This window comes from Streptomyces sp. R818 (assembly GCF_056172735.1).
In genome coordinates, this window is sequence record NZ_JAOCNE010000003.1 from 1523894 (window position 1) to 1536527 (window position 12634).

General features: G+C 74.4%; 6 protein-coding genes and 1 pseudogene. 6 read left to right on the forward strand and 1 reads right to left on the reverse strand.

From position 1 onward, the window contains the following. Window positions 1-627: 627 nt before the first annotated feature. The 4 genes and pseudogenes from N5I75_RS12040 (at window position 628) to N5I75_RS12055 (ending at window position 7466) form a co-directional block, all read left to right on the forward strand. Window positions 628-3210 carry a serine/threonine-protein kinase gene (locus N5I75_RS12040; protein ID WP_476677026.1) on the forward strand — a complete coding sequence of 861 codons (2583 nt, stop codon included), beginning with the start codon at window positions 628-630 and terminating at the stop codon, window positions 3208-3210. A 4-nt stretch (window positions 3211-3214) separates the two neighbouring features. After that, window positions 3215-4537, forward strand: a complete 1323-nt coding sequence (locus tag N5I75_RS12045; protein ID WP_476676699.1) for a protein phosphatase 2C domain-containing protein — start codon at window positions 3215-3217, stop codon at window positions 4535-4537. Between the two features lie 62 nt (window positions 4538-4599). Then, window positions 4600-5943: a vWA domain-containing protein gene (locus tag N5I75_RS12050; RefSeq protein WP_476676700.1), complete on the forward strand. Its 1344-nt coding sequence runs from the start codon at window positions 4600-4602 to the stop codon at window positions 5941-5943. Window positions 5944-6072: 129 nt separating this feature from the next. Then, window positions 6073-7466, forward strand: a pseudogene (locus N5I75_RS12055) (FHA domain-containing protein). A gap of 218 nt (window positions 7467-7684) precedes the next feature. On the opposite strand, the gene N5I75_RS12060 reads toward N5I75_RS12055, so the two are convergent. Further along, window positions 7685-8677 (reverse strand): methyltransferase domain-containing protein, encoded by a 993-nt coding sequence (locus tag N5I75_RS12060; RefSeq protein ID WP_476676701.1) that lies wholly within the window; start codon window positions 8675-8677, stop codon window positions 7685-7687. 82 nt (window positions 8678-8759) lie between these two features. Here N5I75_RS12060 and N5I75_RS12065 point away from each other — a divergent pair, with 82 nt between their 5' ends. Together N5I75_RS12065 and N5I75_RS12070 are read left to right on the forward strand one after the other, a co-directional pair. Beyond that, on the forward strand, window positions 8760-9164 hold the full coding sequence (locus tag N5I75_RS12065) for a globin (RefSeq protein ID WP_476676702.1): 405 nt from the start codon (window positions 8760-8762) through the stop codon (window positions 9162-9164). A 106-nt stretch (window positions 9165-9270) separates the two neighbouring features. Continuing rightward, window positions 9271-12633 (forward strand): FtsX-like permease family protein, encoded by a 3363-nt coding sequence (locus tag N5I75_RS12070; protein WP_476677028.1) that lies wholly within the window; start codon window positions 9271-9273, stop codon window positions 12631-12633. The last annotated feature ends 1 nt before the right edge of the window (window position 12634 follow it).

Here is a 12634-nt window from a genome sequence, read left to right on the forward strand (position 1 = left end):
GACACCTGCGGGCTAAAACCGGAGGGCGCGCCGGTACGGGTGCCCGCACAGGGCTCGACACCGGGCTCGGCGCATGGCTCGGTGCAGGGCTCGACACCGGGCTCGGCACCGCACTCGGCGCAGGGCTCGGCACCGGGCTCAGCACCGGGCTCGGTGCAGGCATCGGTGCCGGGCTCGACGCAGGGACCGGCGCAGGGCTCAGCGCGCGGACCGGCGCAGGGCTCGACACCGGGCTCAGCACCGCACTCGGCGCAGGGCTCAGCACGCGGACCGGCGCAGGGCTCGACACCGGGTTCAGCACCGGGCTCGGTGCAGGGCTCAGCGCGCGGACCGGCGCAGGGCTCGACACCGGGCTCAGCACCGCACTCGGCGCAGGGCTCAGCACGCGGACCGGCGCAGGGCTCGACACCGGGTTCAGCACCGGGCTCGGTGCAGGGCTCAGCGCGCGGACCGGCGCAGGGCTCGACACCGGGCTCGACACCGCACTCGGCGCAGGGCTCAGCGCGCGGACCGGCGCAGGGCTCGACACCGGGCTCGACACCGCACTCGGCGCAGGGCTCAGCGCGCGGACCGGCGCAGGGCTCGGCACCGGGCTCTGCACCGGGACCGGCGCCGGCATCAGCAGGGATCGTCGCCGACCGGGGCTGTCAGCGGCCCGGCTGTACCGGCTCCTACGAGGACGTCGGCGGCGGCGAGCTGTACTGCGACACGTGCGGGCTCGCCCCGGTCGTGTCGCCGACCGGGCTGGTGGTGTCGCCGGCGACCGGGATCGCGGGCGGCGGATCGCGCGGGTCGCAGAGTTCGGCGTCGAGTTCGCGGGCGTCGTCGCGCGCCTCGTCGCGGTCGTCGCAGTCGCGCCGGTCGGTGTCGGGGCGGCTGTCGCGTTCCCTTTCCGGGAGCCCGACATCACGGTCGTCGCGGTCGGTCTCCGTGCGCAGCTCGGGCACGTCGGCGAGCGGTTCGGGGCGGGCGCGGCTCGGCGCCGGGCTCGTCCGGGTGCCGGACGTGCCGCGGCCCGACCCGCGCGTGATGGTGCAGGAGAACCCGGAGGTCCCCGAGCGGAAGCGATTCTGCTCGCGGTCGGACTGCGGCGCCCCGGTCGGCCGGGCGCGCGGTGGCCGGCCGGGCCGGACGGAGGGGTTCTGCACGAAGTGCGGGCACCCGTACTCGTTCGTGCCGAAGCTCGGCCCCGGCGATGTGGTGCACGGTCAGTACGAGGTCGTGGGCTGTCTGGCGCACGGCGGGCTCGGCTGGGTCTACCTCGCCATAGACCGGGCCGTCTCCGACCGCTGGGTCGTCCTGAAGGGCCTGCTCGACACGGGTGACCAGGACGCGATGGCGGCGGCCATCTCGGAGCGCCGCTTCCTCGCGGAGATCGAGCACTCCAACATCGTCCGGATCTACAACTTCGTCGAACACCTCGACCAGCGCACCGGCTCCATGGACGGCTACATCGTCATGGAGTACGTCGGCGGCAAGTCGCTCAAGGAGATCGCCAACGAGCGGCGCACGCCGGACGGCAAGCGCGACCCGCTCGCGGTCGAGCAGGCGTGCGCGTACGGCATCGAGGCCCTTGAGGCGCTCGGGCATCTGCACAGCCGCAACCTGCTGTACTGCGACTTCAAGGTCGACAACGCGATCCAGACCGAGGACCAGCTCAAGCTCATCGACATGGGCGCGGTCCGGCGGATGGACGACGACGAGTCCGCGATCTACGGCACGGTGGGCTACCAGGCGCCCGAGGTGGCGGAGGTCGGCCCGTCCATCGCCTCCGACCTGTACACCGTCGCCCGTACGCTCGCGGTCCTGACCTTCGACTTCCAGGGCTACACCAACGTCTTCGTGGACTCGCTGCCCGACCCCGACACCATCGAGGTCTTCCGCCGCTACGAGTCCTTCTACCGGCTGCTCGTCCGGGCCACCGACCCGGACCCGGCCCGCCGGTTCGCCTCCGCGCAGGAGATGAGCGAGCAGCTGACCGGTGTGCTGCGCGAGGTCGTCGCGCTGCAGACGAACCGGCCGCGCCCCGCCCTGTCGACGCTGTTCGGGCCCGAAGTGAAGGTCACGGACACGGAGTTGTTCGGCCGCCTCGAAGGCGAGGTGTCGCGCCTCGGGGCGCGGGCCGTGCCCGTCCGCGTACGGCGGCCGGGACGGGGCCGACAGAACGGGCAGGGCAAGCAGAACGGACAGGGCCGGCAGAAGGCCGCCGCGCTCGCCGCTCCCCCACCCGTGCCCGCGCTGCCGCCGTCGCCGTCCGCGCTGGTCAAGCAGTTGCAGGCACCGCTGACGGCGCTCGCCCTGCCGGTGCCGCGGGTGGATCCGGGCGATCCGAACGCCGGGTTCCTCGCGGGCCTGATGGCGTCCGCGCCCGCCGAGCTGATCGCCGCCCTGCACGCCGCGCCGACCGGCTCCCTGGAGCTGCGCCTGCGCGAGCTGCGGGCCCGCCTGGAGATGGGTGAACTCGACTCCGCCGTACGGGGCCTCGCCGCCCTGGAGGCCGACCACCCCGACGACTGGCGGGTGGTCTGGTACCGGGGCGTGGCGGCGCTCGCGACGGGCGACCACGAGAGCGCGGCCCTGTCGTTCGACGCGGTGTACGACGCGTTCCCCGGCGAGCCCGCGCCGAAGCTGGCGCTCGGCGTCTGCGCCGAGGTGCTCGGGCAGCTGGACAACGCGGCGGAGTACTACCGCCTCGTGTGGTCCACCGACCCGAGCTACGTCAGCGCCGCGTTCGGTCTGGCGCGCGTACAGCTCGCGGCGGGCGACCGGGGCGGCGCGGTGCGCACCCTGGAGTCGGTCCCGGAGTCGTCGATCCACTACACGGCGGCCCGCGTCGCCTCGGTACGGGCGCGCCTGCGGGGCCGGATGACCGAGGGGCTGAACGGGGACCCGCTGCTGAACGATCTGACCGCGGCGGCCGGACAGGTGGAGGCGCTCGACTCGTTCGGGCTCGACGCCGTGCGCCGCGAGCAGTTGTCCACCGAGGTCCTCGGCACGGCGCTCGACTGGGTACTCTCCGGTAGGCAGGGTTCCGGTCAGCCTGCGGGTCCCGGGCGCGCGGTGGTGCTCGGCAACGATCTGGACGAGCGCGGCCTGCGCCTCGGCCTGGAGCGCTCGTACCGGACACTGGCCAGGCTCGCTCAGCGCGGCGAGGAGAGGATCGAACTGGTGGAGCGGGCCAACCGCTACCGCCCCCGGACGTGGGTGTGAGTTGATGGCGCAGACGCACAAGGCGGCCGCTATGTCCGTGTGTCCCAGCTGCGAGGAGCCGCTCGACGAGGGCGACCGCTTCTGCGGCGCGTGTGGGTACGACCTGTCCTCGGTGCCGTCGGCGCCGCCGGGCTCCGGCGACCAGCCGACGCTGACCATGACCGCGCCGCAGGCGCAGGCCGCCCCCGAGGTGGACTGGCCCGACGCGCCCGCGCCGGGCAGTGCGGACACGCCCGCGCCCCTCCACGTACCGGCCGAGATCCCCGGCATCGAGTCCGGCGGCACGGAGCTGCCCGCCGCCGTGAAGCTGGACGACCCGGCGGAGGGCGCGGGCGGTGACTTCGAGCTGGCCGCGCCCGATCCGCGGACGGTGCCGCCGGAGATCCTGGAGGCCGCGACGCCGCCCGCGGGCACGAAGGTGTGCGTGGCGTGCCGCGCGGGACAGGTCGACGCGGACGGGTACTGCGAGAACTGCGGGCACGCCCAGCCGCGCGAACGCGACCACATGGAGCGGGAGTTGGGGGCGGTCGCCGCCGTCAGCGACCGCGGCCTGCGCCACCACCGCAACGAGGACGCGTTCGCGGTCTCCTCGGCCGCGCTGCCCGACGGCTCCCCCGCCGTCGTCGCCATCGTCTGCGACGGGGTCTCCTCGGCGACCCGCCCCGACGACGCGTCCCTCGCCGCGTCCCGCGCCGCCAACGAGGCGCTGCACGAGTCGCTGCCCCGCGGCACGCACCCGCAGCAGGCCATGCACGAGGCGATCGTCGCGGCGGCCGAGGCGGTCAACGCCCTCGCCGAGGAGCCCGAGACGGCGCGCGAGCACCAGCCGCACCAGAACGCCCCGGCCTGCACCATCGTCGGCTCGATCATCACGCGCGAGCTGCTGATCGTCGGCTGGATCGGCGACTCGCGCGCCTACTGGGTGCCCGACGACCGCACGGCGCCCGCCGCCCGGCTCACCGAGGACGACTCGTGGGCCGCGCAGATGGTCGCCGCGGGCCTGATGAACGAGGCGGAGGCGTACGCCGACGAGCGCGCCCACGCGATCACCGGCTGGCTCGGCGCGGACGCCTACGAACTGGAGCCGCACACGGCTTCCTTCAAGCCGGACCGGCCTGGTGTGGTGGTGGTGTGCACCGACGGGCTGTGGAACTACGCGGAGAGCGCGCCGGAGATGGCGCGGGTCGTCCCCGTGGACGCGGCGCGGCGCCCGCTGCACTGCGCCCAGGTGCTCGTCGGGCACGCGCTCGACGGCGGTGGCCACGACAACGTAACAGTGGCGGTGCTGCCGTTCCCGGTTCCGGGACAAGGGGCAGGATCGGCCTGAGCCTCCGTACGGGCGTGGCTTGTACGGGCATGCATGGTTGTGTCTAGGGGGGACTTACCGTCATGGCGAACTTCTCGAAGTCGAACATCCCGCAGTTCTCGGTCGAGGTGTACCAGAACGAGTACCTGCCCGAGGGCGGCCGCGAGGTCAACGCGATCGTCACCGTGACGTCCACCGGCGGTGGCACCATCGGCACCGCCGTGGGCGCACCGCACCTGTACAGCGCGGGTGACAGCCCCGACGCGGCGGTGGCGCTCATGGTCGACTGCTCCGGGTCGATGGACTACCCGCCGACGAAGATGCGGGGCGCCCGGGACGCCTCGGCCGCCGCGATCGACACCCTGCGCGACGGTGTGCACTTCGCGGTGATCGCGGGCACGCACGTCGCCAAGGAGGTCTATCCGGGCGCGGGGCGGCTCGCCGTCGCCGATCCCACCACCCGCGAACAGGCCAAGCAGGCACTGCGCAAGCTCACCGCGGGCGGCGGCACCGCGATCGGCACCTGGCTGCGCCTGGCCGACCGTCTGCTGTCCTCCGCGGACGTCTCCATCCGCCACGGCATCCTGCTCACCGACGGGCGCAACGAGCACGAGTCGCCGGAGGACCTGCGCGCCACGCTCGACGCGTGCGCGGGCCGTTTCACCTGTGACGCGCGGGGCGTCGGCACGGACTGGGAGGTGAAAGAGGTCACAGGCGTCGCCTCGGCGCTGCTCGGCACCGCCGACATCGTCGCCGACCCCGCGCACCTCGCGTCCGACTTCACGCAGATGATGGAGACGGCGATGGGCAAGGAGGTGGCCGACGTCTCCCTGCGTCTATGGACGCCGCTCGGCTCCGAGGTCAAGTTCGTCAAGCAGGTGGCGCCCACGGTCGGCGACCTGACCGGCCGCCGCACCGAGGCGGGCCCCCGCGCGGGCGACTACCCGACGGGATCGTGGGGCGACGAGTCCCGCGACTACCACGTGTGCGTGCAGGTCCCCCACGCCGAGATCGGCCAGGAGATGCTCGCCGCCCGCGTCTCCCTGGTCGTCCCGCAGCAGGACGGCTCGGCGCAGACCCTCTCGCAGGGTCTCGTCCGCGCCGTGTGGACGGACGACATGGCCGCCTCCACGTCGATCAACCCGCAGGTCGCGCACTACACCGGGCAGGCCGAACTGGCGCAGGTCATCCAGCAGGGCCTGGACGCGCGCAAGGCCGGCGACGCCGACGGGGCGACGGCGAAACTCGGCCGCGCTGTCCAGCTCGCGGCCCTGTCGGGCAACGCGGATACGGCGAAACTGCTTTCGAAGGTGGTGGACGTGGTCGACGCCGCGGAAGGTACTGTTCGATTGAAGGCGAAGGTCGCGGAGGCCGACGAGATGACTCTCGAGACCCGGTCCACCAAGACGGTTCGCGTGAAGAAGTAGCAGCTCGGACCGGGTACCGATGCAGGTAGCCGGCCACGTGGCTACGCAGACTGAACGTACGGTCACGTACGAATACGTGCGGATATGAACGGATACGAGTACGTGCGAAGGAGAGGGGGAAGCGCCGACATGCCGACCTGCCCGAACGGACACCAGTCGGGTTCCGATGACTGGTGCGAGGTCTGCGGTCACCGCATGACCGGTGCCGTGCCCCCGCCCCCGCCGCCCCCGGCCGCCGGTTACGGATATCCCGGACCGTCCGTGCCGCAGGCGCCGGGGAGCGCGGGCGGCGCGCCCGAGCTGTGCCCGCAGTGCCGTACGCCGCGTGAGGGCGGCGCGCCGTTCTGCGAGGAGTGCCGCTGGAACTTCCTCACGAACACGGCGACGTCGTACACCCCGGCGGCCCCGAACCCGCCGCTGCCCACGCAGGGCGGGCCCGGTGGCCCCGGTCCCGGTGGTCCTGGTGGGCCTGGTGGGCCTGGTGGGCCTGGTGGGCCTGGTGGTCCTGGGGGTCTCAACCCGGCGCTGCGTTTCCAGCAGCCGCCGCAGGGGCCCGACCCGTACGAGTACCAGGGCTCGCGCCCCTCGCAGATGAACCGGCCCGCAGAGCCGATCCCGCCGAGCCCGTTCGGCAGCGAGCCCTCGGGCCCGTCGCCGTTCCCGCCGCCGCCGGGGCCGAACGGGACCGGGGCGGTCTCCCGCAGGCGTTCCAGCAGCAGCCTCCGGCGCCCGCGCCGCAGCATCCCGGCCAGCCGGGTCATCCGGGTCAGCCGGGGCAGCCCGGACAGCCCGGACAGCCGCAGTCGGGGCCGCCGCAGCCGTTCCCTGACTTCGGGCGGCCGCAGTCGCCGCAAGGGCCTCCGCAAGGTCCGCCGCAGGGGCATCCGCAGGGTCCGCCGCAGGGGCATCCGCAGGGTCCGCCGAGCCCCGGTGGTACGAACGGTGACGACTGGGTGATCTCGCCCCCGTCGTCCGGCCCCGCGCCGGCGTCGGCTCCGTCGACGACGGCACCGCCGTTCCAGCAGCAGCCGCCGCAGGCACACCAGCAGGCACCTCAAGCGCCGCAGGCGCCGCAGGCACCGCAGGCGCCTCAGCAGCAGCAGCGGCCGCAGTACGCGGTGAGCTGGTCGGCGACGATCGGCCCGGACCGCGAGTACTTCATGGCGATGATGCACCGCAGCGGCCCCGAGGCGTCGGGCCTGAACCTGCCCGCGTACTCGCCCGAGCAGCAGCGCCAGCTCACCGGCAACCAGGTCACGATCGGGCGCCGCCGCCACTCCACCGGCGACACCCCGGACATCGATCTGTCGGTGCCGCCGGAGGACCCGGGTGTCTCGCACTCGCACGCGGTGCTTGTGCAGCAGCCGGACGGTACGTGGGCGGTCGTCGACCAGAACTCGACGAACGGCACGACGGTCAACGGCGGCGAGGAGCCGATCCAGCCCTTCGTCCCGGTTCCGCTGCAGGATGGCGACCGGGTCCACGTCGGGGCATGGACCACAATCACCATTCACCGGATCTAGGGGCTCGGGCGGTAGTCGGTCCATCCGCGGCCCGGTGGGGGCTGATCGCGCAGTTCCCCGCGCCCCTGAGACGCGCACTCCGTGCGCCATCTCAGGGGCGACGCCATCAATGGGGTCACACCCCCGATGGAGGCGCGGCGTAGCCGCTCGCCTTCAGGGGCGCGGGGAACTGCGCGACCAGCCACGACGCACGCGCACCCGGCAACGGCCACGCCCCCCTACGGCGATCCCCCGATCCCCCACACATAAGGCCCCCGGGGATCATCCAACCAGGCCCACTCCCGCCCCCCACCAACGGTCACCCCGAACCGTTCGCGCCCAGGCCTCCCCTCCCGCTCGAACAGCGCGAGCGCCTCGTTGGGGTCCATGGCCCCGGCCGTGAGCGTCAACAAGAACCGGAACAGCTCGTCCCGCAGAACCCGCCGCGGCAACCCCCCGATGTGCTGCACCGGCGGAGCCCCCACGCCGCGCAGCGCGACGAAGTACGCCGGGGTGTGCAGGAACCGCCCCTCCGCACGCGTCGCGTCCCGCACGGTCAGCGCGAGCAGCCCGGTGGACAGCGGGGCGAGGATCCGGGCCCCGGGCGCGCACTGCCCGAGCCACGCCACGGGCACGGAGCGCAGCGCGCAGGTCGCCATGATCCGGTCGTACGGGCCGCGCTCGGGGCAGCCGCGCGCCCCGTCCCCGGTGACGACGGCGGGCCGGTGTCCGGCGGCGGCGAGATGGTTCCGGGCCGATTCGGTGATCTCGGGGTCGAGGTCGACGGTCGTCACCCGCTCGTCGCCGAGCCGGTGGGCGAGGAGCGCCGCGTTGTAGCCGGTGCCCGCGCCGATCTCCAGGACGCGGTCCCCGTCCCGTACGCCGAGGTCGACGAGCATCCGGGCCATGAGCGAGGGCTGGCTGCTGGAGGAGACGAGTTCGCCGTCGCGCAGCCGGGTGGCCAGGGGCTGGTCGGCGTAGGCCCCGCGCAGCCAGCGTTCGCGCCGCTCGGGGTCGGGGTGCTCGCCCCAGAGCCGTTCGTAGCCGCCGGGTACGCCGAGGAAGTAGTACGGGACGAAGAGGTGGCGCGGCACTTCCTCGAACGCGGTGCGCCAGCGGCCGCCCGGGTCCCCGTCCGCGTCCCACACCCCGCTCTGCGCGATCTCCCGCGCGAGCGCGGCCCGCGCCCGTACGGCGAGCAAATCGAGGTCACCGACAGCACCAGGTCCCATACGTCCACTGTGCTGCCGCGACGCCGGATCAGCGAGACCTAAGCCCCGAGTCCTCGGTCCGGCCGTCTGAGAGCATGGACGGGTGACTGAGATCCCGCGCGACACGCTTCAGGAGCAGACGTTCTACGAGCAGGTGGGCGGCGAGGAGACCTTCCGCCGCCTGGTGCACCGCTTCTACGAGGGCGTCGCCCAGGACCCCCTGCTCCGCCCCATGTACCCGGAGGAGGACCTGGGCCCCGCAGAGGAGCGTTTCGCCCTGTTCCTCATGCAGTACTGGGGCGGCCCCCGCACGTACAGCGACAACCGGGGGCACCCGCGCCTGCGGATGCGGCACGCCCCGTTCCAGGTGGACCGGGCGGCGCACGACGCGTGGCTCGGCCACATGCGGGACGCGGTGGACAGCCTGGGGCTCAGCGAGGAGCACGAGCGGACGCTGTGGAACTACCTGACGTACGCGGCGGCGTCCATGGTGAATACAGCCGGATGAACACCGCGGGCTGACAAAGCCCTCCCCTCGTGACAGCATCCGGACATAGTTTCGGGGGCGCACGACCAGCGCGTGCAGCGTGTACGGGGATGTGGGGACGGCACGGGTGTGGGGTTTTGTCCTCCTACGGGTACGGGCGCACCGCCTGCTGCTGACCGCGGCGGTGCTCGCCGTCCTCCTCACCACCTCGGTGCTCGCCATGCTGAGCGCCTTCTCCGCGGCGGTCGGTGACGCCTCGCTGCGCCACTCCCTGCGCACCCGGGACGCGGCGGCGACCGCGCTCGTGGTCCGCGCCGACGTCCCCGCCGAGGGGCGGGAAGCGGCCGTCGTCGCGCTCGACAAGGGCGCCCGGCACACCTTCGACGGACTGCCCGTACGCCGTGAGTCGTTCCTCACCTCGGGCCCGTACGCGCTGCCGCACGTCCCGCGCGGCAGGCAGCCGGACCTGACGAAGTTCGCGGCGATCGAGCGCGCGGAGGTGCGGATCACCGCGGGCAGGATGCCGCGCGCGCCCCGCGGCCGGGTGATCGAGGCGGCGCTTCCGGCCGTGGCGGCGCGGCAGTTGCGGCTGGAGCCGGGCGACCGGCTCACGCTCACCGACCGGCTCGGCGGGCCGCAGGTCACCGTCGCGCTGACCGGCGTCTACCGCCCGGCCCGGCCGCAGTCCCCGTACTGGACGCTCGACGAGCTCCGCGGGCGCGGGGTGCAGAAGCTGGGCTTCACGACGTACGGGCCGCTGCTCGCCGACGCGTCGGTGCTGACCGGCGGCGAGGTGAGCGACGGGAAGTCGGCGTGGCTGACGTCGGCGGACTTCCGGACGATGACGACCGGGCGGCTCGACGCGCTGCGGGACGCCGCCCGCTCCGGCACGCGTGAGCTGCTGGCGAGCAAGGCGCTCGCGGGCACGACGGCGGTGGGCACGGACCTGCCCGACGTGCTCGACCGGGCCGAGCGGGCGCTGCTCGTGGCGCGTTCGACCCTGCTGATCGTCGCCCTGCAGATGGTGTTGCTCGCCGGGTACGCGCTGCTGCTCGTCGCGCGGCTGCTGAGTGCCGAACGGGCGGGCGAGACCCGGACGTTGCGGGCCCGCGGCGCCTCCCGCGCCCGGATCACCGGGCTCGCGGCGGCCGAGGCGCTGCTCCTGGCACTCCCCGCCGCGCTGGTCGCACCGCTCCTCGCGGGCCCGCTGACCCGGCTCGTCGCCTCGCAGGGCGCCCTGTCGCGGATCGGCCTACGGCTGGACGGCGCGGGGGCGGGCGGCTCGGTGTGGCTGGTCGGCGTGGCCGTCGCCGTCGGCTGCGCGCTCGCCGTGACCGTGCCCGCGCTCACCGCGCAGGCCCCGGAGCGCGGCCGGGCCCGCGCGCTGCCCGCGCCGCTGCGGGCCGGGGCCGATCTGGGGCTGCTCGTCCTCGCCGGTGTCGCGTACTGGCAACTGGACCGGCAGACCGGCGGCTCGGGCGCGATCAACGCCGACCGCGGCGGCCGTCTCGGCATCGACCCGCTCCTCGTAGTGGCCCCGGCGCTCGCGCTGCTGGCGGGCACCGTCCTCACCCTGCGGCTGCTTCCGCCGGTGGCACGGCTCGCGGAGCGGCGGGCGGCGGGCGGGCGCGGGCTGCCCGCCGCGCTCGCGGGCTGGCAGTTCAGCCGCCGCCCGATGCGCGGCGCGGGGCCGGTGCTGCTACTCGTCCTCGCCGTCGCCATGGGCATGCTGGCGATCGGGCAGGGCGCCTCGTGGGACCGTTCGCAGGAGGACCAGGCGGACTTCCGCTCCGGCGCCCCGGTCCGCGTCCTGGAGACCGAACCCGGCATGGACCAGGCCGCCCGCTACGGCGAGACGCCCGGCGTGCGCGACGCCGCACCCGGCTACCGGCTCCCGGTGCCGCTCGGCGACGGCCGCACCGCCACCGTCCTCGCGCTCGACACGGCGCACCTGAAGGACGACCTGCTGCTGCGCGACGACCTCACCGACGCGTCGCCGCGCGAGGTCGTCGCGGCGGTCCGGCCGGAGAAGGCGGCGGCCCGCGGCATCCAGCTCCCGGCGAACACCTCGCACGCCCGGTTCGCCCTGCGCGCGACGAACCTGTCCGGCACCGGCAGCAGCGGCCACGGCGAGAGCCCCGGGGAGATCACCACCGTCTCCGCGACGCTCCAGGACCGGTACGGGCTCAGCTACCAGCTGCACGTCGGCGACCTCCCGGTGGACGGCCGCGTACACCGGCTCGGCCTGGACCTCGGCCCGGCGGCCGGCCCGCTCTCCGTCATGGGCCTCGACTTCGACACCGACCTGCGGGTCGGCAAGGGCGCACGGCACCGCATCGCGCTGGAGGGAGTCACCGCCGCAGGACCCGGCGGGCGGGCACGGGCGGTGGACGCGGAAGGCACCGCGTGGACGACCTCGTTGGAGGGGCGCGGCACCCAGGAGGCGGGCAGCCAGGGCGCCCCGACCCCGCCGGAACTGGACACGGACCGGCCCGACAACACCCTGGCCCTCCTCTACGGCACCGGTTTCGTGCCCCCTCTGACGGAGACCGGCGGGGCCCCGCCGAGCGTGAACGTCCGCCTCGACATCGCCCGCCCTGAGGTCAAGGAGGTCACCGCCGTGGCCACCGACCGCTACCTCGACTCATCCCACACGCGCACGGGCCAGCGCGTCGACGTGAACCTGGGCGGCGCCACCGTACGCGTGCGCATCGTGGACAGCGTCCGCGCGCTGCCGACGACCGGCCCCGAGGCCGGTGCCGCCACCGGCACGGGTACGAGTACGGGTACGGGTACGGGTACGGGTACGGATACGGCTGCGGACACGGCCTCCGACGGAACGAAGGACGGCGGCGCGCTCCTGCTCGACCTGCGCGCTCTCAACCAGGCCCTCGCCACCGGCGGCAGCGACCCGGTCGCCCCGAACGAGTGGTGGCTGTCCACGGTCCCCGGCGGCGCGGAGAAGGCGGCGGCCTCGCTGCGCGCCCTCCCCGACCTCGACCCGTCGCAGGTCGTGGTGCGCGCGGAGACCGGTGAGCAGTTGCGGGACGACCCGCTGGGCGCGGGCCCGCAGTCGGCGCTGGTCGCGGCCGCGCTCGTGGCGGCCCTGCTCGCGGCGGTCGGCTTCGCCGTGAACACGGCCGGGTCCCTGCGCGAGCGGAGCGCGGAGTTCGCGATCCTCGGCGCGCTCGGGGCGTCGCGCCGCCGCCTGGCCCGCCTGGTCGCTGCCGAGCAGGGCATCCTCGTCGCGCTGGCGCTGCTCGTCGGGGCGGCGCTCGGCACGGTCCTGACCCGGGCGGTGGTCCCGCTGATCGTGCTGACCGGCGAGGCGACGAGGCCCGTACCGGACGTGCTGGTGCGGCTGCCCCTGTCCCAGGCGGCGTTGCTGCTCGCGGGCGTGGCCTGCGCCCCCGTGATGATCACCGCGGGGCTCGCGCTGCGGCGGCCGCCGCGCGCCGCTGTCTCGCTGCGCGTCCAGGGAGGCGAGTGAG

Excerpts from the sequence above, each read along its gene's own strand:
- N5I75_RS12050 (WP_476676700.1), top strand. The coding sequence starts at position 4,600 with ATGGCGAACTTCTCGAAGTCGAACATCCCGCAGTTCTCGGTCGAGGTG.
- N5I75_RS12060 (WP_476676701.1), bottom strand. The coding sequence starts at position 8,677 with ATGGGACCTGGTGCTGTCGGTGACCTCGATTTGCTCGCCGTACGGGCG.
- N5I75_RS12045 (WP_476676699.1), top strand. The coding sequence starts at position 3,215 with ATGGCGCAGACGCACAAGGCGGCCGCTATGTCCGTGTGTCCCAGCTGC.